The 24,936-nt window shown below is 73.2% G+C and carries 26 protein-coding genes; 18 read left to right on the forward strand and 8 right to left on the reverse strand.

The features are described from left to right. The first annotated feature begins 63 nt into the window (after positions 1-63). The 8 genes from Sspor_RS31905 to Sspor_RS31940 all read left to right on the forward strand — a co-directional run bounded on the left by Sspor_RS31905 (position 64) and on the right by Sspor_RS31940 (position 7,535). Positions 64-1,140 carry a segregation and condensation protein A gene (locus tag Sspor_RS31905; protein ID WP_202202182.1) on the forward strand — a complete coding sequence of 359 codons (1,077 nt, stop codon included), beginning with the start codon at positions 64-66 and terminating at the stop codon, positions 1,138-1,140. Positions 1,141-1,199: 59 nt separating this feature from the next. Further along, positions 1,200-1,772, forward strand: coding sequence for an SMC-Scp complex subunit ScpB (gene scpB, locus Sspor_RS31910; RefSeq protein ID WP_372499813.1), 573 nt, complete (start codon positions 1,200-1,202; stop codon positions 1,770-1,772). Beyond that, positions 1,772-3,208 (forward strand): pseudouridine synthase, encoded by a 1,437-nt coding sequence (locus tag Sspor_RS31915; RefSeq protein WP_202202184.1) that lies wholly within the window; start codon positions 1,772-1,774, stop codon positions 3,206-3,208. Before scpB ends, Sspor_RS31915 begins: the two co-directional genes overlap by 1 nt. Before the next feature lie 145 nt (positions 3,209-3,353). Beyond that, positions 3,354-3,962 (forward strand): nicotinamide riboside transporter PnuC, encoded by a 609-nt coding sequence (gene pnuC / locus Sspor_RS31920; RefSeq protein WP_202202185.1) that lies wholly within the window; start codon positions 3,354-3,356, stop codon positions 3,960-3,962. Then, positions 3,959-5,038, forward strand: coding sequence for an AAA family ATPase (locus Sspor_RS31925; protein ID WP_202202186.1), 1,080 nt, complete (start codon positions 3,959-3,961; stop codon positions 5,036-5,038). The genes pnuC and Sspor_RS31925 overlap by 4 nt, the downstream gene beginning before the upstream one ends. Then, entirely contained in the window at positions 5,035-5,763 is a 729-nt protein-coding gene (locus tag Sspor_RS31930) for an NUDIX hydrolase (protein ID WP_202202187.1), read from the forward strand. Before Sspor_RS31925 ends, Sspor_RS31930 begins: the two co-directional genes overlap by 4 nt. Continuing rightward, complete coding sequence (locus Sspor_RS31935; protein ID WP_202202188.1) at positions 5,760-6,773, forward strand: ADP-ribosylglycohydrolase family protein; 1,014 nt, start codon at positions 5,760-5,762, stop codon at positions 6,771-6,773. The genes Sspor_RS31930 and Sspor_RS31935 overlap by 4 nt, the downstream gene beginning before the upstream one ends. Positions 6,774-6,776: 3 nt before the next feature. Further along, the gene (locus tag Sspor_RS31940; protein ID WP_202202189.1) at positions 6,777-7,535 is read left to right on the forward strand and encodes a nucleotidyltransferase domain-containing protein; all 759 of its coding nucleotides are present in this window, start codon (positions 6,777-6,779) and stop codon (positions 7,533-7,535) included. A gap of 16 nt (positions 7,536-7,551) precedes the next feature. Here the strand turns inward: Sspor_RS31940 and Sspor_RS31945 are convergent, their stop codons facing one another. The 3 genes from Sspor_RS31945 to Sspor_RS31955 all read right to left on the reverse strand — a co-directional run bounded on the left by Sspor_RS31945 (position 7,552) and on the right by Sspor_RS31955 (position 9,159). Continuing rightward, positions 7,552-8,232, reverse strand: a complete 681-nt coding sequence (locus Sspor_RS31945) for a nucleotidyltransferase domain-containing protein (protein ID WP_202202190.1) — start codon at positions 8,230-8,232, stop codon at positions 7,552-7,554. A gap of 28 nt (positions 8,233-8,260) precedes the next feature. After that, positions 8,261-8,737 carry a Rieske (2Fe-2S) protein gene (locus tag Sspor_RS31950; protein ID WP_202202191.1) on the reverse strand — a complete coding sequence of 159 codons (477 nt, stop codon included), beginning with the start codon at positions 8,735-8,737 and terminating at the stop codon, positions 8,261-8,263. Between the two features lie 80 nt (positions 8,738-8,817). Then, a complete protein-coding gene (locus Sspor_RS31955; protein WP_202202192.1) occupies positions 8,818-9,159 on the reverse strand; it encodes a DUF952 domain-containing protein in 342 nt (113 codons plus the stop codon). A gap of 59 nt (positions 9,160-9,218) precedes the next feature. Between Sspor_RS31955 and Sspor_RS31960 the strand changes: the two genes are divergently transcribed. The 5 genes from Sspor_RS31960 (at position 9,219) to der (ending at position 14,044) form a co-directional block, all read left to right on the forward strand. After that, positions 9,219-9,728 carry a YidB family protein gene (locus tag Sspor_RS31960; RefSeq protein ID WP_372499612.1) on the forward strand — a complete coding sequence of 170 codons (510 nt, stop codon included), beginning with the start codon at positions 9,219-9,221 and terminating at the stop codon, positions 9,726-9,728. A 132-nt stretch (positions 9,729-9,860) separates the two neighbouring features. Continuing rightward, complete coding sequence (locus Sspor_RS31965; RefSeq protein ID WP_202202194.1) at positions 9,861-10,949, forward strand: prephenate dehydrogenase; 1,089 nt, start codon at positions 9,861-9,863, stop codon at positions 10,947-10,949. A gap of 203 nt (positions 10,950-11,152) precedes the next feature. Continuing rightward, positions 11,153-11,860: a (d)CMP kinase gene (gene cmk / locus Sspor_RS31970; RefSeq protein ID WP_202202195.1), complete on the forward strand. Its 708-nt coding sequence runs from the start codon at positions 11,153-11,155 to the stop codon at positions 11,858-11,860. Positions 11,861-11,916: 56 nt separating this feature from the next. Then, positions 11,917-12,504: a lysophospholipid acyltransferase family protein gene (locus tag Sspor_RS31975; RefSeq protein ID WP_202506599.1), complete on the forward strand. Its 588-nt coding sequence runs from the start codon at positions 11,917-11,919 to the stop codon at positions 12,502-12,504. 76 nt (positions 12,505-12,580) lie between these two features. Further along, the gene (gene der, locus Sspor_RS31980; RefSeq protein ID WP_202202197.1) at positions 12,581-14,044 is read left to right on the forward strand and encodes a ribosome biogenesis GTPase Der; all 1,464 of its coding nucleotides are present in this window, start codon (positions 12,581-12,583) and stop codon (positions 14,042-14,044) included. A 161-nt stretch (positions 14,045-14,205) separates the two neighbouring features. Here the strand turns inward: der and Sspor_RS31985 are convergent, their stop codons facing one another. Beyond that, the gene (locus Sspor_RS31985; RefSeq protein ID WP_237404121.1) at positions 14,206-14,556 is read right to left on the reverse strand and encodes a hypothetical protein; all 351 of its coding nucleotides are present in this window, start codon (positions 14,554-14,556) and stop codon (positions 14,206-14,208) included. 208 nt (positions 14,557-14,764) lie between these two features. After that, positions 14,765-15,571, reverse strand: coding sequence for a DUF8842 C-terminal domain-containing protein (locus Sspor_RS31990; protein ID WP_202202199.1), 807 nt, complete (start codon positions 15,569-15,571; stop codon positions 14,765-14,767). Between the two features lie 295 nt (positions 15,572-15,866). On the opposite strand from Sspor_RS31990, the gene Sspor_RS31995 reads away from it, so the two are divergent. From Sspor_RS31995 to Sspor_RS32005, 3 genes are all read left to right on the forward strand, one after another. After that, complete coding sequence (locus tag Sspor_RS31995; protein WP_202202200.1) at positions 15,867-16,574, forward strand: LysM peptidoglycan-binding domain-containing protein; 708 nt, start codon at positions 15,867-15,869, stop codon at positions 16,572-16,574. A 100-nt stretch (positions 16,575-16,674) separates the two neighbouring features. Next, positions 16,675-17,220: an MTB12 C-terminal domain-containing protein gene (locus Sspor_RS32000; protein ID WP_202202201.1), complete on the forward strand. Its 546-nt coding sequence runs from the start codon at positions 16,675-16,677 to the stop codon at positions 17,218-17,220. Positions 17,221-17,257: 37 nt separating this feature from the next. Next, entirely contained in the window at positions 17,258-18,238 is a 981-nt protein-coding gene (locus Sspor_RS32005; protein WP_202202202.1) for a helix-turn-helix transcriptional regulator, read from the forward strand. A gap of 298 nt (positions 18,239-18,536) precedes the next feature. Here the strand turns inward: Sspor_RS32005 and Sspor_RS32010 are convergent, their stop codons facing one another. Next, positions 18,537-19,646, reverse strand: coding sequence for a phosphatase PAP2 family protein (locus Sspor_RS32010; protein WP_202202203.1), 1,110 nt, complete (start codon positions 19,644-19,646; stop codon positions 18,537-18,539). 242 nt (positions 19,647-19,888) lie between these two features. Continuing rightward, the gene (locus Sspor_RS32015; RefSeq protein WP_373318860.1) at positions 19,889-21,037 is read right to left on the reverse strand and encodes a putative hexosyltransferase; all 1,149 of its coding nucleotides are present in this window, start codon (positions 21,035-21,037) and stop codon (positions 19,889-19,891) included. Positions 21,038-21,321: 284 nt separating this feature from the next. Here Sspor_RS32015 and Sspor_RS32020 point away from each other — a divergent pair, with 284 nt between their 5' ends. Both Sspor_RS32020 and Sspor_RS32025 read left to right on the forward strand, forming a co-directional pair. Further along, positions 21,322-22,962, forward strand: coding sequence for an MFS transporter (locus tag Sspor_RS32020; RefSeq protein ID WP_202202205.1), 1,641 nt, complete (start codon positions 21,322-21,324; stop codon positions 22,960-22,962). Positions 22,963-23,149: 187 nt separating this feature from the next. After that, positions 23,150-24,319: an acyl-CoA dehydrogenase family protein gene (locus Sspor_RS32025; RefSeq protein ID WP_202202206.1), complete on the forward strand. Its 1,170-nt coding sequence runs from the start codon at positions 23,150-23,152 to the stop codon at positions 24,317-24,319. Between the two features lie 9 nt (positions 24,320-24,328). Here the strand turns inward: Sspor_RS32025 and Sspor_RS32030 are convergent, their stop codons facing one another. Beyond that, positions 24,329-24,781 carry a cell division protein SepF gene (locus Sspor_RS32030; protein WP_202202207.1) on the reverse strand — a complete coding sequence of 151 codons (453 nt, stop codon included), beginning with the start codon at positions 24,779-24,781 and terminating at the stop codon, positions 24,329-24,331. Positions 24,782-24,936 lie beyond the last annotated feature (155 nt).

Here is a 24,936-nt window from a genome sequence, read left to right on the forward strand (position 1 = left end):
GCTGGTGGCCGCGGCCACGGCGCCCGGTCCTCCACACCGCCCCCCTGCACCTCCTGGACCGCGATGCCCCTCCCCGCCGAATCCGGCCGACCGACCCGGCGCGTCCTGGGGCGCGGCCCCGGCGCACCCGACGCGGACCGCCGACCGGAGGCGCACGACGGGGGAGCGGACCGCGAAGGCCCTGAGGCGCCCGCTGAGCCCCCGGCACCGCCGGTCGGCGGTACGGAGCCGGAACGTTCCCCCGGGCCCGCAGACGGGCAGCAGGAGCCCCCTGAGTCCCTTCCGGACCCCGCACGGGCCGCGGACCCGGCCGCGCGGCCGGACGCCGCGAGCCCCGTGGGCGGCGACGGGCGGTTCACGCTGCGGCTCGCCAACTTCGAGGGGCCCTTCGACCTGCTGCTCCAGCTGATCTCGCGGCACAAGCTCGACGTCACCGAGGTCGCGCTGTCCAAGGTCACCGACGAGTTCATGGCGCACATCCGCGCCATGGGGCCCGACTGGGACCTCGACCAGACCACCGAGTTCCTCGTCGTCGCCGCCACCCTCCTCGACCTGAAGGCCGCCCGGCTGCTGCCGGTGGCCGAGGTCGAGGACGAGGCGGACCTGGCGCTGCTGGAGGCCCGGGACCTGCTCTTCGCGCGCCTGCTCCAGTACCGCGCGTACAAACAGATCGCCGAGATCTTCGAGCGGCGCGCGGAGGCCGAGGGCAGGCGGTACCCGCGGACCGTGGGGCTGGAGCCGCACCACGCCGACCTGCTGCCCGAGGTCGTCATCAGCATCGGGCCGGAGGGATTCGCCCGGCTCGCCGTGAAGGCCATGCAGCCCCGGGCCAAGCCCCAGGTGTACGTGGACCACATCCACGCGCCCCTGGTCAGCGTGCGCGAGCAGGCCGGGATGGTGGTGCGGATGCTGAAGGCGCGCGGGGAGGCCACCTTCCAGGAGCTCACCGAGGACGCCGGGGACACCCTCACCGTCGTCGCGCGCTTCCTGGCCCTGCTGGAGCTCTACCGGGAGAAGGCGGTCGTCCTCGACCAGGAGGAGGCCCTGCAGACCCTGCGCGTGCGCTGGAGCGGCGGGGACGGTGACGGCATGCCGGCCGTGACCGACGAGTTCGACCGGATCGCGGAGGCGAAGGATTGAGCGGCGACGTGAGCGCGGTGGCCGCGCTGGAGCTGAAGCCGGCCCTGGAGGCCGTGCTGATGGTCGTGGACGAGCCGGCCACCGAGGCGCACCTGGCGAAGGTGCTGGAGCGCACCCCGCGCGAGGTCGCGCGGGCGCTGCGGGAGCTCGCCGACGAGTACACGGCCGCGCGCCGGGGTTTCGAGCTGCGGCTCGTCGCCGGCGGCTGGCGGTTCTACACCCGGGCCGAGTACGCGCCGGCCGTGGAGGGCTTCGTACTGGACGGCCAGCAGGCCCGGCTCACCCAGGCGGCCCTGGAGACCTTGGCGGTCGTCGCGTACCGCCAGCCGGTGAGCCGGTCACGGGTCTCCGCCGTCCGCGGAGTCAACTGCGACGGGGTCATGCGGACCCTCCTCCAGCGCGGTCTGGTGGAGGAGGCGGGGACGGAACCCGAAACAGGTGCGATCCTGTACAGGACGACGAACCACTTTTTGGAGCGGATGGGCCTGCGCGGCCTTGACGAGCTCCCGGAGCTCGCGCCCTTCCTCCCCGAGGCGGAGGCGATCGAAGCCGAGACGCAGGAAGGTGTTCCGTCGTTCGATCCGGACGCACCGGACACAGATGCAGACGACGACAAGACGACGGAACTTTGATGCGAAGCAGCGGCAACGGCAACGGTGGCGGCAACAGGAACAGCGGCGGCGGCGGTGGCGGCGGGCGCGGTAACTCCCGCGGCGGCTCCTCCAGCGGCGGCGGTGGCTACCGCGGGAGCGGCTCCGGCGGTGGCAGCGGCTCCGGCGGCTCCCGCGGCGGCAGCTCCGGCGGCGGCTACCGGGGTGGCAGCTCCGGCGGCTCCGGCGGCTCCCGCGGGGGCAGCTCCGGCGGCGGCTACCAGGGCGGCGGCTCCCGCGGGGGCAGCGCCGGCGGCGGCTACCAGGGCGGCGGCTCCCGCGGCGGCAGCTCCGGCGGCGGCTACCAGGGCGGCGGCTCCCGCGGCGGCAGCTCCGGCGGCTACCAGGGCGGCTCCGACTCGCGCGACCGCGACCAGCCGGCCCCCCGCATCCGCAACCCGCGTCCCGAGGAGCGCCGCTACGACGTAGGCCCCGAGGGCGAGCGCAGCGGACGCAGCGGCCCCAAGGCGGGCGGCGGCGGTGCCCGCGGCGCGGCGGCGCGCGGTGGCGCCAAGGGCGGTCCCCGTACCTCCAGGACCCCCGGCATCGGCGGCGCCGGCGGCCCGCGCAGCGGTCCCGGCAGCCGCAGCGGCCAGTCCCGTCCGCGCGAGCTGGACGCGCGCATCGAGGAGCGCGTGCGCGACCGGTACGCCGACAAGCCCGTGGTCAAGACCCCGAAGACCTTCCCGGGTGCCGAGGAGGAGGGCGAGCGTCTGCAGAAGGTGCTCGCCCGCGCCGGCATGGGTTCGCGCCGCGCCTGCGAGGAGCTCATCGAGCAGGCCCGCGTCGAGGTCAACGGCGAGATCGTGCTGGAGCAGGGCAAGCGCGTCCTGCCGAAGGACGAGATCAAGGTGGACGGCCTGACCGTCGCCACCCAGTCGTACCTGTTCTTCGCGCTGAACAAGCCCGCCGGTGTCGTCTCCACCATGGAGGACCCGGACGGCCGCCAGTGCCTCGGCGACTACGTCACCAACCGTGAGACCCGTCTCTTCCACGTCGGCCGGCTCGACACCGAGACCGAGGGCATCATCCTGCTCACCAACCACGGTGAGCTGGCCCACCGCCTCACGCACCCGAAGTACGGCGTGCAGAAGACGTACGTGGCCGCGATCACCGGCTCGCTGCCGCGCGACATCGGCAAGCGGCTCAAGGACGGCATCGAGCTGGAGGACGGCTACGCCCGCGCCGACAACTTCCGCGTCGTCGACCAGGTCGGCAAGAACTACCTGGTCGAGGTCACCCTCCACGAGGGCCGCAAGCACATCGTCCGCCGCATGCTGGCCGAGGCGGGCTTCCCCGTCGACAAGCTCGTCCGGACCTCCTTCGGTCCGATCGAGCTGGGCGACCAGAAGTCCGGCTGGCTGCGCCGCCTGACCAACACCGAGGTCGGCATGCTGATGCGCGAGGTCGGTCTCTAGGACGCAGGCCGGTCGCCGCGCAGGCGGCCGGCCCGATCGCAGAAAACCCGCGGTGCCCCTGGGCGCCGCGGGTTTTCTGCTTGTCGGGGACCCCGATCCCTGTTTATAGTCAGTGTGACCATTAAACAGTCCGAGGGGGGTCGTCATGAGCTGGACCATGAGCTGGACCGAGGTGCTGGGCTTCGCCACCGGCGCCCTGTGCGTCTGGCTGGTCGCCCGGCAGCACGTGGCCAACTGGCCGATCGGGATCGCCAACAACGTCTTCTTCATCGTGCTCTTCGCCCAGGCCGGCCTCTACGCCGACGCCGGGCTCCAGATCGTCTTCATCGCCCTCGCCGCCTACGGCTGGTGGTCCTGGACCCACGGGGGTGGACCAGGATCCGCCGAGGCCCTGCCGGTGCGCCGCACCACGCGCACCGAATGGACCGCGCTCGCGGCGGCGGGGGCGGTGGGGGTGCTCGTCCTCACCCTGCTGCTGAGCCGGGCCACCGACTCCACCGTCCCCTTCTGGGACGCGCTCACCACCGGGCTCTCGCTCGTCGCCACGTACGGGCAGTGCCGCAAGCTCGTCGAGTCCTGGTGGCTGTGGATCGCCGCCGACCTGATCTACATCCCGCTCTACGCGTACAAGGGCCTCTACCTGACCTCCGCGCTCTACGCGGGCTTCCTCGCCCTGTGCGTGGTCGGACTCCTCGGCTGGCGGCGCACGCTGCCCGCCCGGGACGCCCGTACGGCGGCGGAGGCGACGGCATGAGGCGCCACGGCCACGGCCTGGTCCTCGGCAAGTTCTACCCGCCGCACGCCGGGCACCACCACCTCGTCCGCACCGCCCAGGACCAGTGCGAGCGGCTGACCGTGCTGGTGTGCGCGGCCTCCGTGGAATCGGTGCCGCTCGCCGACCGGGTCGCCTGGATGCGCGAGGCGCACCCCGGGGCCGAGGTCGTCGGCGCGGTCGACGACATCCCCGTCGACCTGCACGACCCGGACATCTGGGAGGCCCACATGGCCGTCTTCCGCGGCGCGGTCCCCGGGAGGGTGGACGCCGTGTTCACCTCGGAGGAGTACGGGAGCGAGCTCGCCCGGCGGTTCGGCGCCGAAGAGGTCCTGGTGGACCGGGAGCGGACGCTGTTCCCCGTTTCCGGGACGGCGGTGCGCCGGGACCCGGCCGGCTCCTGGGAGTTCCTCGGACCGGCCGTCCGGGCCGCCCTCACCCGGCGGGTCGTCGTCCTCGGCGCCGAGTCCACCGGGACCACCACCCTGTCGCGGGCCCTCGCGGACCACTACCGCCGCCGCGGCGGCGTATGGGCCAAGACGGGCTGGGTCGCCGAGTACGGGCGCCGGTACAGCGAGGAGAAGCTGGCGGCCGCCCGCGCCGCCGCCCCGGCGGCCTCCTGGGCGGACGTGTCCTTCACCTCGCAGGAGTTCCCGCTCATCGCCCGCCACCAGGACGCGGACGAGGAGCACGCCGCCCGGCTCGGCTCCCCGGTGCTGTTCTGCGACACCGACTCCTTCGCGACCGGGATCTGGCACGAGCGGTACATGGGCGGCCGCAACGAGGAGGTCGAGCGGATCGCCGACCTCACCCGGCGGGACCTGTACCTGCTCACCGACCACACCGACGTGCCCTTCGAGGACGACGGACTGCGGGACGGGGAGCACCTGCGGCCCTGGATGACCGAGCGGTTCCGGGCGGAACTGGAGCGCACCGGAAGGCGTTTCCTCGTCGTACGCGGGGACCGGGCCGCCCGGCTGGAGGAGGCCGTCCGAGCCGTGGACGGAGTGCTGGCCGAGGGCTGGCACTTCACCGACCCCCTCCCGGAGAACCGATGACCGCCGGCTATGACCCGCACGCCTTCGAGCCGTTCGCGGTGACCGTCGACCTGGCGGTGTTCACCGTCCGCGCCGGCGCCCTGCACGTCCTGCTGATCCGGCGCGGCCAGGAACCGTACACCGGCGCCTGGGCGCTGCCCGGCGGGTTCGTCCTGCCGCGGGAGTCCGCCGAGACCGCCGCCCGGCGCGAACTCGCCGAGGAGACCGGCCTGCCGGAGGAACTCGTCGCCGCGCTCCACCTGGAGCAGCTGCGCACGTACAGCGAACCGGACCGCGACCCCCGGATGCGGGTGGTCTCGGTGGCCTTCACCGCCCTCGTACCGGACCTGCCGGAGCCGGCGGCCGAGGGCGGCGGGGACGCGGCGCACGCCCGCTGGCTCGCCGTGCACGACGTCTCGGAGCTCGCCTTCGACCACGCGGTGATCCTGGCGGACGCTCGCGAGCGGATCGGCTCCAAGCTGGAGTACACCTGCCTCGCCACCGGCTTCTGCCCGCCCGAGTTCACCCTCGGGGAGCTGCAGTCCGTCTACGAGACCGTCTGGAACACCAGCCTCGACCGCCCCAACTTCCGCCGCAAGGTCCTGGCGACACCCGGCTTCGTCGAGGCCGTGCCGGGCGCCGCCCGGCTGACCGGCGGCCGCGGCAAACCGGCCGCCCTCTACCGGCCCGGTCCGGCGACCACCCTCCACCCACCCCTGCTGCGACCGGAAGGATCCACCCGATGACGACCAAGCGAGCCGCGACGGGCGCCATGATCGGCCTGGCCCTGGGTGATGCCCTCGGCTTCCCGACCGAGTTCAACGACGTGCCCTCGATCCTGGCCAAGACGGGGCCCTGGCGCGAGATGGGCCTCCCGCGCCCGGCGATCGTCACGGACGACACCCAGATGACCCTCGCCCTGGCCCGCGGCATCCGTACGGCGGCCGAGCGCGGCCCGGTGGGCCCGCTGCGCCTGACCCGGCCGGTCCGCGAGGAGTTCGTCGACTGGTACCACTCCCCGGAGAACAACCGGGCCCCGGGCCGCACCTGCATGACGGCCTGCCAGCTGCTGGACACCCCGGACCGGGACTGGCGCGACGCCAGCCAGATCGGCTCCAAGGGCTGCGGCGCCAACATGCGCGTGGTCCCGGTCGGGCTGGTGCCGGACTGGACCGAGGAGGAGCGGGCCGGCGCCGCGCAGCTCCAGTCGGCCCTCACCCACGGGCACCCCACGGCGCTCGCCGCCTCCGACCTGACCGCGCGGGCGGTGTACCTGCTGGCCGAGGGCACCGAGGTGACGGGGCTCGTCGGACGGCTGCGCTCGTACGCCCTGGAGAACCGCACCCGCTACCACGAGCGCTGGCTCGGCGACCTGTGGACGCGGACCGCGTCCGACGCCTCCCCGGAGTCCTTCATCGCCCGCGGCTGGGACGAGTGCCTGGCGGTCCTGGACCGGCTGGCCGCCGCCCTGCGGTCCCCCTCCCCGGAGACCGACCCCTGCCTGGCCACGGGCGACGGCTGGATCGCGGAGGAAGCCCTCGCCACCGCCCTGCACTGCTTCCTGCTCTTCCCCGACGAGCCGCTCGCCGCGCTGCGCCGGGCCGCCTGCACGCGCGGCGACTCCGACTCCATCGCCTGCCTCGCCGGCGCCTTCGCCGGAGCCCACCTCGGCGCGGACGTCTGGCCCCGCGAGTGGGAGGGCCGCATCGAGTACCGGGACGAACTCCTGGCCTTCGGCACCCTCTGGGATGCTTGATCCATGCTGGACGCACTGAGTCTCGACCTGACCCCCGTCGTGGCGGAGCAGCCCGACCCGCTGCTCTTCGCCACGGTCTCCGGCGCGCACCTGTACGGCTTCCCGTCCCGGGACTCCGACATCGACCTGCGCGGCGCCCACCTGCTCCCGGCGCAAGACCTGCTGGGCCTGCGCGATCCGGAGGAGACCCGGAGCCGCATGTGGGACCGGGACGACGTGGAGATGGACCTCGTCACGCACGACCTGCGCAAGTTCGTCCGCCTGATGCTGAACCGCAACGGCTACGTCCTGGAGCAGCTGCTCTCCCCGCTCGTGGTCCACACGACGGCGGCGCACGAGGAACTGATCGCGCTGGCCCCCGGCGTGCTGACCTCCCACCACGCCCACCACTACCGGGGGTTCGCGGGCACCCAGTGGCGGCTCTTCGAGAAGAGCGCCGAACTGAAACCGCTGCTCTACGCGTTCCGGGCGCTGCTCACCGGCATCTACCTCATGCGGTCGGGCGAGGTGCAGGCGCACCTGCCGACCCTGCTGGCCGAGGTCCCGGAGGCGCCCCCGTACCTCGCCGCCCTGATCGAGGCCAAGGTGGCCGCCGAGCACGGGGGCTACGCGGGCCCGCCGCTCGACGGAGTGCGCGCGGAGATCGAGGCGCTGCACGCGGTGCTGGACGCGGCGCAGGCCGTGTCCGCGCTGCCCGAGCAGGGGTCGGCGTACGACGCGCTCGACGAGTTCGTCGTACGGCGGCGGACGCAGCGCGACTGACGCAGCGCGACTGGCGCTACGCGGCTGACGCGCGCCGGGTGCGGACCAGGAAGTCCTGCACCCGGGCCAGGTCCGGCTCCGCGGGCAGCACGGTGGAGGACAGGGCCGACTCCGTCTCCTCCTGGAGGCGGGCCATCCAGGCGTCGGCCTCCTCCCAGGTCAGCTCGCCCCGGCGGACCGCGAGCAGGCGGTCGCGGTGCGGGCCGGCGTCGATGGTCAGCCGGCCGGAGCGCAGCAGGTCACGGCAGGACAGCAGCAGGCGCAGCAGGTGCATGGCGTGCTTCCAGCGCGGGGCCCCGTGGACGCGGACGTCCGCGAGGAGTTTGCCGCGCTGGGAGGCGGCGTACCGGCTGAAGCTGGTGTGGGCCCGGCGGGAGAGGAAGGCCCCGCGGAGGGAGAGCAGTTCCTCGCCGACCGGGGTGACCACTTCCACCAGCGGGGAGTGCAGGCACTCCAGGATGTTCGGGTTGGCCCGCAGGGCGAGTTCGCAGAAGCGCTCCAGCTCCCAGGAGAACTCCTCGTCCCGCGGGCCCTCCACGTGCGTGGGGGGTTTCCCGAACCGCCAGAACAGCGGCGTCGGGGCGAGGTAGACACCGCGCAGGTCGGTGTCGCTCGCCTCCGTCGCCAGTCCGAACGCCCGGGAGCCCATCACGCACCGGTAGACCGTGTGGTCCCGTACCAGCGTCAGATCGTCCATCCGGGGAGCGTAGGCGTCTGACCTGCCGCTATGCCAGCGAGATATTGCCGTCCGCCGCGACCTTGATCTTCTTCTCCGCCAGCCCCTTGGTGGCGGGCCCCTTGGTCACCGCGCCATCGGCGATCGCGAACTTGCTGTTGTGGCACGGGCAGTCGATGCTTCCGTCCTCCACCTTGTTGACCAGGCAGCCCTGGTGGGGGCAGACCGCCGTGAAGCATTTGAAGGTGCCGGCCTTGGGCTGGGTGACCACGACCTTCTCCTCCTTGAAGACCTTTCCGCCGCCCACCGGGACGTCCGCCTTCTTGGTGAGGGCCTTGCCGGCCGCTCCCGCGTCGGGGGTGGCGGGGGCGGCCGGGGCGGCGGGCTCGACGGCCGCGCCGTTCGGTTCCCCCGGCGAGGCCTTCTCGCCGCTGCCACCGCCGCAGGCGGTGATCGCGCCGCCGGCCAGGGTGGCCGCGCCGATCGTCAGTACCGTGCGCCGGGCGGTGTGCGTGAGGTCGCTCATGAGTCTCTCCTCGCTTCGTGGCCGGATGGCGTCAGCATCCTGGCCTGCGGCGGGCCTCGGGTGAAGCCTGCCGCGCCGGTTCATCGGCCCGGTTCCCATGGGGCCAGTGAGGCAGGGCTGCCGGGTGTGCGTACGACCTCCCACACGTGGATCACGGCCTCCCGGTTCAGCGGGCCGTGAACATGCGGGTACCGCCCGCCGGAATCACTCTCCCGGCGGACCTCGGCGGTCAGCACGTCCTCGTCGAGCTCCACCGCGAGCAGGATCCCCGGTACCGCCCGGTAATGCGCGTCGACGATCGCCAGAGCAGTGGGGCGGTCCGCCGAACAGTGGACGAACCCCTCGGCCTCCAGCGAGGGCGGGGCGTACGGGAGCTCGGGCGCGGCGGTCCAGTCGGTGAGCGGGACGATGTGGAAGATCATGCGGATCGTTCTACCGCAGAGGACGCGGACGTGTGCGCCAGGTGGCGGCACAGGTGGGTATGGGTGACATTGTCCGTGTCTCGAAGCCGGGTACGCCGCCCTCCGCGCGGCCCGGTCCCTCTTCGAAAGGCATGACGATGGCGGGTAACGACCTCGGCTCCCTTCTCGGCGGCCTCCTGGGCGGGAGCGGCGGGCAGGGCGGGAGCGGCGGTGGCGGCAACATCCTCGGCGCGCTGCTCGGCGCCCTCACGGGCGGGGCCGGCGGTTCCCAGGCCGGCGGCGGAAACCCGCTCGGCGGGCTGCTGGACATGCTGACCAAGTCGGGGCTGGCCGACCAGGCCCAGTCCTGGATCGGCACCGGTGACAACCAGTCGGTCAGCGGTGCCCAGATCGCCGAGGCGCTGCCCGACGAGGCCCTGCAGAAGGCGGCCGCGCAGGCCGGCGTCAGCCCGGAGGAGGCCGCCGACCAGATCGCCCGGGCACTGCCGGCGGCCGTCGACAGGCTGAGCCCGGAAGGGCAGCTTCCGTCCGGTTCGCTGGAGGACATCATCCGGGCACAGAAGTTCTGACCGCCCGGCAGCGGTGCACGAGGGCCCGGCCGCCGTCCCACGGGATGGGCGGTCGGGCCCTCGTGCCGCGGGTGCTGGATACCCTGGCCGGACAGTCCGTCAGCTCGCCTTTTCGTCCCCTGGGAGTGCCTCGTGAGAACCGCCGTCGTCATCGGAACCGGACTGATCGGCACCTCCGCGGCGCTCGCCCTGTCCGCCCGGGGGATCACCGTCCACCTCGCTGACCACGACCCGGACCGGGCCCGTACGGCGGCCGCCCTCGGGGCCGGCACCGACGAGCCCGCGCAGGAACAGGTCGACCTCGCGATCGTCGCCGTACCGCCGGCCCACGTGGCCACGACCCTGGCCGACCTGATCGGGCGCGGCGCCGCCCGCGCCTACGTGGACGTGGCCAGCGTCAAGGGCGGACCGCGGCGGGAGCTGGCCGCGCTCGGCGTGGACGTCACCGCGTACATCGGGACGCACCCGATGGCCGGCAAGGAGCAGTCGGGGCCGCTCGCCGCCACCGCGGACCTCTTCGAGGGCCGCCCCTGGGTGCTGACCCCCACCCGGGACACCGACCACGAGGTGCTCAACCTCGCGCTGGAGCTGGTGGCCCTGTCCCGGGCCGTACCGGTGGTGATGGACGCCGACGCCCACGACCGCGCCGTGGCGCTGGTCTCGCACACCCCGCAGCTGGTCTCCAGCATGGTCGCGGCCCGGCTGGAGGAGGCCGACGAGACGGCGGTCCGGCTGTGCGGGCAGGGCATCCGCGACGTGACCCGGATCGCGGCCTCCGACCCGCGGATGTGGGTGGAGATCCTGTCGGCCAACCCGGGACCGGTGGCCGACGTCCTCGCCGGGATCGCCGCCGACCTGGAGGAGACCGTGGACGCACTGCGCGGCCTGCAGTCCGCCGACGTGGAGAAGCGGCGCGGCGGCGCCGCCGGCATCGAGGACGTGCTGCGCCGCGGGAACGCGGGCCGCGTCCGGGTACCGGGCAAGCACGGCGCGGCCCCCACGGTGTACGAGACCGTGGCCGTGCTCATCAGCGACCAGCCCGGCGAGCTGGCGCGGATCTTCGCCGACGCCGGGCGGGCCGGGGTCAACATCGAGGACGTACGCATCGAGCACGCGACGGGCCAGCAGGCCGGCCTCGTCCAGCTCATGGTGGAACCGCGGGCGGCGGCCGGCCTGACCGCCGAGCTGCGCGAGCGGGGCTGGGCGCTGCGGCAGCAGTAGCGGACCGGCGCGGCGGCGGGCGGCCGGCGGAGAACGGGCGGCGGAGAACGGCGGCGGCGGGGACCGGCGGCGGGGACCGCGGCGGGGGCGGCCGGCCCCCGGAGCACAGGGCGGGGACGGGGGCCGTCCGGGGCCGGTAACCTTGGGGAGGGGCGCTTTGCCGCGCCCGGACACGTACGCGCAACCAGGAAGGTGCCCGCACCGTGGAAACCGCAGCTCCGTCCGCCGTGATCGTCGCCATCGACGGTCCCTCCGGCACGGGCAAGTCCAGCACCTCCAAGGCCGTGGCCGCCAAGCTCGGGCTGCGCTACCTGGACACCGGCGCCCAGTACCGGGCCATCACCTGGTGGATGATCACCAACGGCGTCGACACCGACGACCCGCAGGCCATCGCGATCGCCGCCGGCAAGCCCGCCATCGTGTCCGGCACCGACCCGGCCGCACCCACCATCACCGTGGACGGCCTCGACGCCGCCGGTCCCATCCGGACCCAGGAGGTCACCTCGAAGGTCAGCGCCGTCAGCGCCGTCCCCGAGGTGCGCACCCTGATCACCGACCTGCAGCGCTCCATCGCCGCCGAGGCGGCCCAGGAGGCCGACGGGATCGTCGTCGAGGGCCGGGACATCGGCACCACCGTCCTGCCCGACGCCGACCTCAAGGTCTTCCTGACCGCTTCCGCCGAGGCGCGCGCCGCCCGGCGCAGCGGCGAGCTCCGCGGCAAGGAGGCCGCCGGCCTCGCGGCCACCAAGGAAGCGCTGATCAAGCGCGACGCGGCCGACGCCGGCCGCAAGACCTCCCCGCTGGCCAAGGCCGGCGACGCCGTCGAGGTGGACACCACCGAGCTCACGCTCGACCAGGTCATCGAGTGCGTCGTGACGCTGGTGGAAGAGAAGCGGGCGGGCCGCAAGTGAGCCGAGCGCCCTCACTGAAGGGTGCGGCGGTCGGCAGGCGCATCGGCATCGGGCTCATGTACGGGCTCTGGAAGCCGCGCGTACTGGGGGCCTGGAAGGTGCCCGCCTCGGGCCCCGTCATCCTCGCCGTGAACCACTCGCACAACATCGACGGCCCCATGGTCATGGGCACCGCGCCCCGGCCGCTGCACTTCCTGATCAAGAAGGAAGCCTACGTGGGCCCGCTCGGCCCCTTCCTCGACGGGATCGGGCAGGTCAAGGTCGACCGCGGCGGCCCCGACCGGACGGCGATAGGCCGCGCCCTCGGCGTGCTCGACAATGGAGGGGCCCTGGGGATATTTCCCGAGGGCACCCGGGGCGAGGGAGACTTCGCCTCGCTGCGCGCGGGCCTCGCGTACTTCGCGGTCCGCAGCGGCGCACCCATCGTCCCCGTCGCCGTCCTGGGCAGCGGGGACACCCCGGGGCGGGTCGTCAAGGGCCTGCCGGCCCTCAAGAGCCGGGTCGACGTCGTCTTCGGCTCGGCCTTCGACGCGGGCGACGGCAGTGGCCGCCGTACCCGTACCGCGCTGGACCAGGCCACCGTACGCATCCAGGACCGGCTGACCGCCCACCTGGCCGACGCCAAGCGCCTCACCGGGCGCTGAGCGAGACTTGAAACCAGTAGTGGAACCGCGCTGCGCGGGTACCACCGACCACCACGAACGACGAGGAACGGACTTCATGAACGACCAGCACGACCACGGAGCACTTGGCGACGCCGAGTACGCGGAGTTCATGGAGCTCGCCGCGGAAGAGGGCTTCGACATCGAAGAGGTCGAAGGCGCGATCGAGGAGGCCGGTCACGGCCCGCTTCCCGTCCTCGCCGTCGTCGGCCGCCCGAATGTCGGCAAGTCGACCCTGGTGAACCGGATCATCGGCCGCCGTGAGGCGGTCGTCGAGGACAAGCCCGGCGTCACCCGCGACCGCGTCACCTACGAAGCCGAATGGGCCGGCCGCCGCTTCAAGGTCGTCGACACCGGCGGCTGGGAGCAGGACGTCCTCGGCATCGACGCCTCCGTCGCCGCCCAGGCCGAGTACGCCATCGAGGCCGCCGACGCGGTCGTCTTCGTCGTCGACTCCAAGGTCGGCGCCACCGACACCGACGAAGCCGTCGTACGGCTGCTGCGCAAGGCGGGCAAGCCCGTCGTGCTGTGCGCCAACAAGGTCGACGGCCAGAGCGGCGAGTCCGACGCGGCCTCCCTGTGGTCGCTCGGCCTCGGCATGCCGCACCCGGTCTCCTCGCTGCACGGCCGCGGCACCGGTGACATGCTCGACGCCGTCCTGGAGGCCCTGCCCGAGGCCCCCGAGCAGACCTTCGGCGGCGCCGCCCCCGGCGGCCCGCGTCGCATCGCGCTGATCGGCCGCCCGAACGTCGGCAAGTCCTCGCTGCTCAACAAGGTGGCGAAGGAGGACCGCGTCGTCGTCAACGAGCTGGCCGGCACCACCCGCGACCCGGTCGACGAGCTGATCGAACTCGGTGGCATCACCTGGAAGTTCGTCGACACCGCCGGTATCCGCAAGAAGGTCCACCTGCAGCAGGGCGCCGACTACTACGCCTCCCTGCGCACGGCCGCCGCCGTCGAGAAGGCGGAGGTCGCGGTGATCCTGATCGACACCACCGAGACCATCAGCGTCCAGGACCAGCGCATCATCACGATGGCCGTCGAGGCGGGCCGCGCGATCGTGATCGCGTACAACAAGTGGGACGAGCTCGACGAGGAGCGCCGCTACTACCTCGAGCGCGAGATCGAGACCGAGATGCAGCAGGTCGCCTGGGCGCCCCGGGTGAACGTCTCGGCGCTCACCGGCCGCCACATGGAGAAGCTGGTCCCGGCGATCGAGACGGCGCTCGCGGGCTGGGAGACGCGCGTCCCCACCGGCCGGCTGAACGCCTTCCTCGGTGAGGTCGTCGCCGCCCACCCGCACCCGATCCGTGGCGGCAAGCAGCCCCGCATCCTGTTCGGTACCCAGGCGGGCAGCAAGCCGCCGCGGTTCGTCCTCTTCGCCTCCGGCTTCCTGGAGCACGGCTACCGGCGCTTCATCGAGCGCCGCCTGCGTGAGGAGTTCGGCTTCGAGGGCACCCCGATCCACATCTCGGTGCGGGTGCGCGAGAAGCGCGGTGCCCAGTACAAGAAGAAGAAGTAGTTCCCCGTCTGATCAAGCCCCCCGCCTGCGTCTTCTCCGCAGGCGGGGGGCTTGGCGCTTGCCCCGGGCCGTCTGTGGGCCGTCGAACGCCTCCCGACGCCGACCGACGTCCACCAACAGCGACCGCTCGGCAGTAGGTCAGGGCGGGAGCGTTCCGGGGGTCAGTAGCCCCGGCGCGGAGCGGGCGGCAGGGCTGCCGGGATGTGCGTCATCCCGGTCTGGTGCTGCCGCCCTTCGGCGTATCCGGGGCTGCCCGCGTACGAGTACGCCGACTGCGGCTGCGGGGTGTACGAGGGCTGCCAGCCGTCGACGCGCTGCCACGCGGAACCGGTCCAGCCGCTGCCGTACGTGTACGAGCCCCCGTAGGAGAAGGACGTGAACCCGTGGTCCTCCTCGCCGGTGCGGTCGCCCGGCAGCGCCCGGAAGGCGCGCAGGTACTCCGAGTACAGCGTGTCGTAGATCGGGGTGTGCGAGACGGCCGGGGAGGTGTCCCGGTCCCGTACGGGACGCATCGCGGGGACGGTGCTCGGATAGGACGGGGCGCGGGAGGAGTCGTATGGATGCACGTATCAGCCAACGAACCCGGCGCCCTGCGGATGCGGGGTGGCGGGGGAGGAAACGCAGATCGCCGGGGGTGTGCGGGACGGACCGCACACCCCCGGCGCACGCCGCCCGGCCCCCTCGGCAGGGAGCTGGGCGGCCGTTCCGGTACCGGCTGGATCAGGCGCCGGGCGTACCCGCCAGCGGCATCGCGGCGGCCACGAGCTTGCCCGCGGCGGCGGCCTTGTCCAGCGCGTCGCGCAGGAGGTCCTCACGGGGCTGCTGGCCGATGGAGCCGACCGGGGCGGCGTAGATGAGCACGCGCTGGGTCTTGTTGACGGCGTTGCGCCAGCCGTCGGTGACCGACAGCGCCTGGTGCGCCTGCCACCAGGCGACCTGGCCGCCGCCGTCGTTGCCCGGCTGCAGTACGGCGTGCAGCTGGCCCGCGGCGAGCAGGACCGACCAGCCGCCGAGCAGGGTGGGGACCTCGGAGGTGTCGGTGACCGGGATGAAGCCCTGCTCGATGAGGAGCGGCAGGAAGTCGTCGCCGGGGCCGTCGCTGCCGGGGCGGGCGATGGGCGCGGTCGGCTCGACCACCAGGGCGGGGTGCAGTTCCCCGGCGATCAGGATCAGGCCGCTGGTGATGCCGAGGACGGCCTGGCCGCCGGCCACGTTCTGCGGGGCGGCGGGACCGCCGGAGGAGGCCGGGCTGTCGCCGGTGATGCTGCGGACGGCGCCCTGGAGCTGCTCCTCGGAGACCGAGACCACCTGTGAGGGGATGCAGGTGGCGTGGGCGAAGGCGAGTACCGCGGTCTCCTCGCCGACGAACAGCACCGTACTGGTGCGGTCGTTCTCGGGGTCGCCAGGGGTGCGGCAGGAGGTGCAGTCGTAACTGCGCGGCGCGTCCTCGCCGACGAGCAGCCTGTCGGCTTCTTCGTCACCGATCTCGGCACGTACCTCATCACTGACGTCGAGCATGCGCGGCACGGGGTGGCTCCTCGGCATAGGTGCGGGTCCGGGAGGTTCCCGGCTCGCCGGGCTCAACGGCCGAGCGGCGGCCGGGGTCACGCCATTTGAGGGAACGGATTCGAACCTGGCCCCCGGAAGGGTGAACCGTCCGACCGGAGCGTTACTTTCGGGCCAACTCTTTTCGTTTTGTGCGCAGTTGATGCCCGGGTGTGGCCGATCGGGCGGTGGTGGTGGTCGGCCGACCGGGTGGGGTGCGGTGGCCCGCCGCGCGGCGGGCCGGAGACGGCCCGGGGCGGCTGCGTAGCGTGACCCGATGCCCAACCACCGGACCCGCCGGGCCGCCTCCGGCGGCGCCGTCGTCCTCGCCGCCGTGCTGGCGCTCGCACTGCCCCGGGGGACCGCGGCCGCGGCTCCGCCGCCGCCCGCGCCCGGCCCGGCCGGGGCGGCGCACCCCGGCTCGCCCGGTGTGATCGGGGACGGTCCGGGGGACTGCGGACCGGGCGGGGAGTGGCCCTGGGACTGCGTGGCCGACTGCGAGAGCGGCGGGCGGTGGGCGGTGAACACCGGCAACGGCTTCTACGGGGGGCTGCAGTTCTGGCAGCCGACGTGGGAGGAGTACGGCGGGCTGGTGTTCGCCCGGCGGGCCGACCTGGCCAGCCGGGTGCAGCAGATCCGGGTCGCGGAGGACGTCCTCGGCTCGCAGGGCTGGAACGCGTGGCCGGTGTGCTCCAAGCGGTACGGGCTGGCCGGGCGGATGCACGCGGTGCGTGAGGGCGACACGCTGGAGTCCATCGCCCGCAAGCACCGGGTCCGGGGCGGGTGGCGGGCGCTGTACGAGGCGAACCGGGAGCGGATCGGGCCGAAGCCCGGGGCCCTGGCGGTGGGCATGCTGCTGGCCGTCCCCACCACGGAGCCGGCCGCCCCTGAGCACGCCGCCCCGGTGCCCGCCGCTCCGCCGCAGGTCCCGGCCGGGCCCGCGGCGGCCCCGCCACCGTCCCCGCCCCCGTCCCGGCGCCCCTGACCCGGGCCGTCCGGTCCGTCCGCGCGTTGCGCGATGCCGTGCGGGCGCCGACCCTGGAAACGACGAGCCGAACGGTTCGCTCGGACACCGGTGGTGAGCCATGGTCCAGAGCAGCAGACGCCCCCGCGCACACCCGAGGGCAGCCGCACGCGCCGCGGCCTGCACGGCGGCCGCGGTCCTGCTGGCCGCACCGGCGGTCGCGGGGTGGCCGTCGCCCGCGGTCGCGGCGGGGGCGCCGGGCCCGCCGTACGCCGCGGTCCTGAGCGTGCCGGCCGCGGACGAGCCCGCGGATCCCGCGGCGGCCAAGGAGCAGATCGAGAAGAACTGGACCGCCTTCTTCGACCCGAAGACCCCGACCGACGAGAAGGCCGCGCTGCTGCAGCACGGAGACCTGCTCAAGGTGCTGCTGGACGGCTTCTCGGCCGGTGCCGAAGCGGCCAAGGCCTCCGTCGAGGTCACCGACGTCGTCTTCACCTCGCCCACCGGGGCCGAGGTGACCTACGACCTGAAGGTCGGCGACGACACGGTAGTGCCGGGCAGCAAGGGCACCGTGGTGTTCGAGGACGGGGTCTGGAAGGTCTCGCTGAAGACCCTCTGCTCGCTCGTCGAGCTCAGCGGCGCCGAGGCGCCACCGCTGGTCTGCTGAGGACCGGCCGGCCGCGGCGCGCTGGCAGACTCGGGGGATGCTCGATACCTCGGCACGACTGCTGCGCCTGCTGTCCCTGCTGCAGGCCCACCGCGAATGGACCGGGGCCGATCTCGCGGACCGCCTCGGCGTCACCGCGCGGACGGTCCGGCGCGACGTGGACCGGCTGCGGGAGCTCGGGTATCCCGTGAACGCAAGCCCCGGGACCGGGGGCGGCTACCAGCTGGGCGCGGGGGCCGAGCTGCCGCCGCTGCTGCTGGACGACGACGAGGCCGTGGCCGTCGCCGTGGGCCTGCGGACCGCCGCCGGGAACGGGATCGAGGGCATCGGGGAGGCCTCCGTACGGGCCCTCGCGAAGCTGGAGCAGGTGCTGCCGTCGCGGCTGCGCCGCAGGGTGTCCGCGCTCAACGAGTTCACCGTGCCGATGCTGCGCGGTGCCCAGCGCTCGACGGTGGACCCCTCGGTGCTGACCGAGCTGGCCTCGGTCTGCCGGGACGCCGAGCGGCTGCGCTTCGGGTACCGCGACCACGAGGGCAACGTCAGCCGCCGCACCGTCGAGCCGCACCGGCTGGTGTGCACTGAGCGGCGCTGGTACCTGGTCGCCTGGGACCTGGACCGGGAGGCGTGGCGGACCTTCCGCGCCGACCGGATCGAGCCCAGACCTCCGCACGGACCGCGGTTCACCCCGCGCCCGGCGCCCGCCGAGGACCTCGCCGCCTATGTCTCCCAGGGCGTGTCGCAGCGGGTGTACGCGGCCCGCGCGGTGGTGCGGCTCATGGTCTCGGCGCAGGACGCGGCACGGATCGTCGGGCCGAGCGACGGGACCCTGGAACCGCTCGACGGGCAGAGCTGCCTGCTGCGCACCGGGGCGGTCAGCCTGGACGTTCTGGTGATTCACATCATGCTGCTCGGCTGTGAGTTCGAAGTGGTCGAGCCGCCTGAGCTGACGGATCGGATCAGGGCCGCGCGGGATCTCCTGGGGAGGGCCGTGGAGGCCGGAGAAGTGAAGGAAATGTAGGGGAGATGAGGGGGATTCAACTGGTCTGGTCCAAGGGGGTCATGGCAATCCCGGACAGGAATTCGGTCGCCTTCGGCACGAATTCCAAACCGTCTGAACCCCGGGCGTGTCGCGGATCGGTAAACAATTTGCGGCTGTTGATATTCTGTGACACAAGCGTGACCCGGGACGGACGAACGTCCGGGCGCGGCGCTGACGAACGGCGAAGGCGGGCCGGGTCCGAGGACCCGGCCCGCCTTCGTGTGCCGCTTCGCGCGCCGTGCGGGGTGGTGGTGCGTACCGCCCCCGCGGTGGGACGTCAGCCGCCGGCGACCGGACGGGCCGCGGCCCCCCGGGCGGCGGCCCGTTCGGTGTGCGCCGGGCGGCGGCTGCCGGCCGGGGTGACCGGGGTCCGCTCGGAGCGGATCACGTGCGGCCGGCCGGCCGGGTGCACGGCGGGCCGGGCGGTGGGGGAGTGCACGGTGACGGTGGTCGTGCCGCTCGGGGTCGCCGCGGCGGCCACGGTGGCCGTGACGGGCTGCGGGACCTGCCCCTCGGAGGCGCCGGCGCCGGGGGCGGCGTCGGCGGCGGGGCGCAACTGCCACTTGCCGCCGGCCGAGAGCAGCGGGGTGAGCGCGGAGACGACCGGCGCGGGCATCCGTCCGGTCTCGGCGCGACGGCGCAGCCGCTCGCGCACGTCGAAGACGTAGGCCTCGGTCCGGGCGATCAGCGGCTCGAACCAGGGGAGGGCCAGCAGGATCAGCAGGCCCGCGGACCAGCCGAGCAGGACGTCGCTGACCCAGTGGGTGCCCAGGTACACGGTGGTGGCGCCGACGCTCAGGGAGACGACCGCGGACACCACGGACAGCACCCGCCGGGTGACCACGGTGGAGGCCAGGTAGGCCAGGATCCCCCAGGTCACGACGGCGTTGGCGGTGTGGCCGGAAGGGAATATATCGCCACCGGCGAAGAGTTCGGCGGATCCGATCTCCGTGGCGTAGTGCGGACCGAGCCGGCCGAGGCCGAGCTTGACGGACCCGACGGTGACGTTGAGCAGCAGCAGCGCCACGCCGAGGGTGATCAGCGGCCGGAGGGTGTGCTGGCGCCAGCAGCGCCAGCCGAGCCAGGCCGCGACCATGACGGCGGTGGGACCGCGCTGGCCCAGCACGACGAGGTAGTCGAGGAAGGCGTGCACCTGCGGCCACTGCTCGTAGGGCCGGAAGAACATGATCTGCCAGTCCAGGCGGACCAGCCAGGAAGTGGTCAGTACGGCAACCACGATCGCGAGATAGAAGGCGAGGGTCGATCCCAGGAGTACGACGCGGTGCCGGCTCATCTGCGGGGTTTGCAGATGAGCCGGTCGCTCTGGTTCCCGGTCCAGCCGGGCGAACACCCGCTCCAGACGGGTCAGGATTTGGTCGGTACGCACTCAATCGACGTTACCGCCCGCCGATGGTCGGCCCGGGCGAATCGCGGGCTTTGTGATGACCATGTGATGTGGAGTTGGTCTCATGCGGGACTTAATTCCCGTTATTTCGACAGCGGTTGGCCGCCGCTTGATCCACCGCCCCGGCAATTGTTTCGGGTAACTTATCCGGACTTTATTGCCGTGCGGGCCATTTCTTTTGCTGAAAGATTGACCGGAATGATCCATTCCGTGACGTGGGCGCTCTACGGAGGACCCGAGCCGTTCAGCCAGAACGCCCCGTAGACCGCCGAGAGCAGGGCCAGCGCACCCACCGCCGACGCCGCCCGCCCGGTCCGCCACCGCGCCAGCGCCACCGCCGGCGGCAGCATCAGCGGGAAGGCGGGGAGCAGCAGCCGGGGCTTGGACCCGAAGTACCCGGACGCGCACAGCGCCAGCGCCACGACGATCCCGCAGTACACGAGGAGCGGTACCGGCTGCCGCTGCCGGACGCACTTCCCGTACAGCCACAGCACCAGTACGACGCCCGCGATCAGCCCCACCCCGGCGGGGAACGCGGACGAGGCCAGCTTCGCCCCGATGAACCCGGCGAACGCCCAGCCGCCGTCGAAGCCGTTGCCCCAGCCGCCCTGCACGTCCAGGTACCCCAGCAGGCCGCCCCCGGTGCGCGCGCCGACCCACAGCACGTACGCCGCCGCGCCCGCCGGAGCCAGCAGCGCCCCCGCGACCGTCCGCCAGGAACGCTCCCCGCGCCGCCAGGCCAGCGCGGCGGCCACCCACACCGCCGCGACCACCGCCGCGCCGACCGGGCGGGTCAGCCCGGCCCCGGCCGCGAGCAGCCCCGCCGTCAGCCACCGTCCGCGCAAGGCCCCGTAGAGCGCCCAGGCGGCCAGGGCGGTGAACAGCGACTCGCTGTACGCCATGGACTGCACGATCCCGACCGGCAGCGCCGCCCAGAGCGCGACCGCGAACACCCCGGCCCGGCGGCCGTGGACCAGATCGGCCACCGCGAAGATCCCCCAGGCCGCGGCGAGCCCCGCGACCACCGACACCACCAGACCCGCGGAGCCGTACGAGAGCCCGGTCGCGGCCGAAACCACCCGTTCCAGCCACGGCAGCAGCGGGAAGAACGCGAGGTTCGAGTGGACGTCCCCGTTGGGGAGCAGCACCTCGTACCCGTACCCCTCCGCGGCGATGCGGGCGTACCAGAGCGAGTCCCAGCGGGCCGACAGCAGCGTGTGCGGGCTGCTGCCGACCACCGCGCCCCACACCGCGAGCACGGTCAGCCCGAGCAGCCGGACCGCCGCGAAGACGGCCAGCGCGGGCGCGGCCCGGCGAAATCCAAGATCTTCCACGGGCACGATTATCGGTGGCCCGGGCCGCACCCCCTTCAAAGGGGCGGCCCGGGGCCGGGCACCGCGGCGGCGGGGTCACCACGGGCCGTGAGCAGGCACGCACACCGGGGAAGGATGAGGGCGGGGGGAGTGGCGCACACCACACGGGGGCCTCCGCCGGGATGAGAGCTTGACCACGTGTCGGGCAGACGAACTCGCGTACCCTGACCGTTCACCCGCGTGTCGATGCCGGACCCCGTTGGACGCCGCACAGCGCACCACCCCCCGTGGCTCCACAAGACGCTGGTCCGCCGAGCGCGAGGGATCACCTGGGAGGTACATGCATGTCGGGGACGAACGCGGCCGGGGTCCGGAACCCTTCCCCCTGGCAGCGGCTCCACGCGGCCTCCGGTGGGGCCAACCGCTGGGTCGTCCTGGCGGTGCTCTGCGTCAGCCTGGTCCTCGTCGCGCTCGACGCGACGATCCTGCACGTCGCCGTCCCGTCCGTCACCGAGGACCTGCGCCCCGGCTCGATCGAGCTCCTGTGGATCGTCGACGCCTACCCGCTGGTCTGCGCCTCGCTCCTCATCCTCTTCGGCACCCTCGGCGACCGGGTCGGCCGCCGACGCGTCCTCCTCCTCGGCTACGGGCTCTTCGGCGTGGCCTCCGCGATAGCGGCCCTCGCCGACAACGCCCAGGTCCTCATCGCCGCGCGCGCCCTGCTCGGCATCGGCGGCGCGATGATCATGCCCGCCACCCTGTCGATCCTGCGGCAGGTCTTCCCCGACCGGCGCGAGCGGGCGCTCGCCATCGGCATCTGGACCGCCGTCGCCGCCATCGGCGCGGCCAGCGGTCCGGTGCTCGGCGGCTTCCTCGTCCAGCACTACTGGTGGGGCTCCGTCTTCCTCATCAACATCCCGCTGATGGCACTGATCCTGCCCCTCGGCCGCTGGCTGCTGCCGGAGTCGCGCGGCTCCGCCGACGGGCCGTGGGACGTACTCGGCGCGCTGATGGCCGCCGCCGGTGTGCTCGGCGCGGTCCTCGGGGTCAAGCGGCTCGGCGCCGAACGCCGGATCCTCGACGCCGAGGCGCTCGTCCCGCTGCTGCTCGGCGTGGTGCTGCTCGTCCTGTTCGTGCGCCGGCAGAAGCGGCGCGAGCACCCGCTGATCGACATGCGGATGTTCTCGCGGGCCGCGTTCTCCACGTCGGTCGCGTGCATCGTCCTCGCCATGCTGGCCCTGGTCGGCCTGGAACTGATCGCCGTCCAGTACCTGCAGCTCGTACTGCACCTCGGTCCGCTGGAGACCGGCCTGCGGCTGCTGCCGCTGACCTTCGCCGCGATGGCCGCGGGCGCCACCGGCTCGTACACCCTGAACCGGGTCGGGCCGCGCACGATGGTGTCGCTGGGCTTCGTCCTGACCGCCCTCGCCGTGCTGCTGCTGACGCTGATGGGCCAGCACGACCGGCCGCTGCTGCTGACCACCGGATTCATCCTCCTCGGCTTCGGGCTGCAGACCACGCTGTTCGCGGCGTACGAGTCGATGCTGAGCGAGGCTCCGGCAGCCACGGCGGGCGGCGCGGCCTCGATCGGCGAGACCTCGTACCAGCTGGGCGCGGGCATGGGCATCGCGCTGCTGGGAAGCGTGATGAACGCGGCGTACCGGCCGGGGCTCATGGGCGTGCCGGGGGTGTCGGCGGCGGATTCGGCGGGTGCGGCGAATTCCCTCGGCGAGGCCTACCAGATCGCCGCGCACCTCGGGGGGCCGGCGGGGGCCTCGCTGTACGCGGCGGCGCGGCAGTCGTTCGTGCACGGGCTGCATGTGACGTTGCTGGTGAGCGCGGTGCTGCTGTGCGCGGGGGCGTTGATGGCGCTGAAGCTGCCGCGGGTGATGGACTGCGGTGCGTCCGGCGACGCCGAGCCGGTGCGGTTGCCCGCGCAGGCGAAGGGTGAGGTGCGGGGGGCTCCCGTGGAGCAGGCGGGCTGACCCCGTCGGCCTCTCGGCCTCTCGGCCTCTCGGCCCGCAGGTGCGGCGCCGTTGCCGGGGGGCGCTGCCCCCGGACCCCCGCGCCTCGAACGCCGGCGGGGCTGGATTTGCGGGGCCCGGGCCCATAGCTTCGGGTGGGCGCAAAACGTGCGCCGCTAGGTTACTGCTCAGGCCGCCGGGAGGCCCCGTGTCCTTCGTTCCCACCGATCCGCTCGGGCTCGACGAGCTCCTCGGGCCCGAGGACCTCGCCGTCCGGGACACCGTCCGCGCCTGGGCCGCCGACCGGGTCCTGCCGAACATCGCGCAGTGGTACGAGAGCGGCGAGCTGCCCGGGATCCGGGAGCTGGCGCGGGAGCTCGGCGCCATCGGGGCGCTCGGCATGTCCCTCCAGGGCTACGGGTGTGCCGGTGCCAGCGCCGTGCAGTACGGGCTGGCCTGCCTGGAGCTGGAGGCCGCCGACTCCGGGATCAGGTCCCTCGTCTCCGTGCAGGGCTCGCTCGCCATGTACGCGATCTGGAAGTACGGCTCGGAGGAGCAGAAGCAGCGCTGGCTGCCCGGTATGGCCGCGGGCGAGCTGATCGGCTGCTTCGGGCTGACCGAGCCCGACGTGGGATCGGATCCCGCGGCGATGCGCACCTACGCCAAGCGCGACGGCACCGACTGGGTGCTGAACGGCCGCAAGATGTGGATCACCAACGGTTCCGTCGCCGCGGTCGCCGTGGTGTGGGCGCAGACCGACGAGGGGATCCGCGGCTTCGCGGTGCCCACCGACACCCCCGGCTTCTCCGCGCCGGAGATCAAGCACAAGTGGTCGCTGCGGGCCAGCGTCACGAGCGAGCTGGTGATGGACGACGTACGGCTGCCGGCCGACGCGGTGCTGCCGCTGGTCACCGGGCTCAAGGGGCCGCTCGGCTGCCTCAGCCACGCGCGGTACGGGATCATCTGGGGATCCATGGGCGCGGCGCGGTCCAGCTTCGAGTCCGCGCTCGACTACGCGAGGACGCGGGAGCAGTTCGGCAAGCCGATCGGTGGGTTCCAGCTCACCCAGGCCAAACTGGCGGACATGGCCCTGGAACTCCACAAGGGCATCCTGCTCGCCCACCACCTGGGCCGGCGGATGGACGCGGGCACCCTGCGGCCGGAGCAGATCAGCTTCGGCAAGCTCAACAACGTCCGCGAGGCCATCGAGATCTGCCGCACCGCGCGGACCATCCTCGGCGCCAACGGGATCTCCCTGGAATATCCCGTCATGCGGCACGCCACCAACCTCGAATCGGTCCTCACCTACGAGGGGACCGTCGAGATGCACCAGCTGGTGCTGGGCAAGGCGCTCACCGGCCTGGACGCCTTCCGGTGAGAGCCCTGCTCAGCTCTGGTTGAAGAAGTCGCGTGAGCGGCCGCCCGCTTCGCCGCTGACGATCTGGGTGTCGGCCGGGGTCAGGAGGAAGACCCTGGTCGCCACCCGCTCGATCGAGCCGCGCAGCCCGAAGGTCAGTCCGGCCGCGAAGTCGACGACGCGCTTCGCGTCGCCCGGGTCCATCGACGACAGGTTGACGATCACCGGGACCCCGTCGCGGAACAGCTCGCCGATGCCCCGCGCGTCACGGAAACCGTCCGGGGTGACCGTCGCGATGCGACGGCCGTGCTCCACGGCCGACTCGGAGGCCACCCGGACCCGGGGGTCGGTGACCCACTGCTCGCCGGGGCCGGCCACCGAACCACCCTGGGCGGCCTCCGCGTAGTCGTCGTCGTAGTAGCGCTCGTCGTCGCTGTCCTCCACGAGACCCAGCCAGGCACTCGCCTTGCGCACCGAACCCATGGACTGCCTCCTTTCACCGCGGTCAGTCTGTCTTCTCTCCGCTGCCCCTATGCTCGTCCATGATGCTGACAACGCGCCAAGTGGATAGTCGCCGCGCAGGGGTTTCGTGACGGTACTGGTGCAGAACATCCGTTGCACGGTCAAGGATCCTGGTG

The organism is Streptomyces spororaveus, from assembly GCF_016755875.1.
GTDB lineage: Bacteria > Actinomycetota > Actinomycetes > Streptomycetales > Streptomycetaceae > Streptomyces > Streptomyces spororaveus.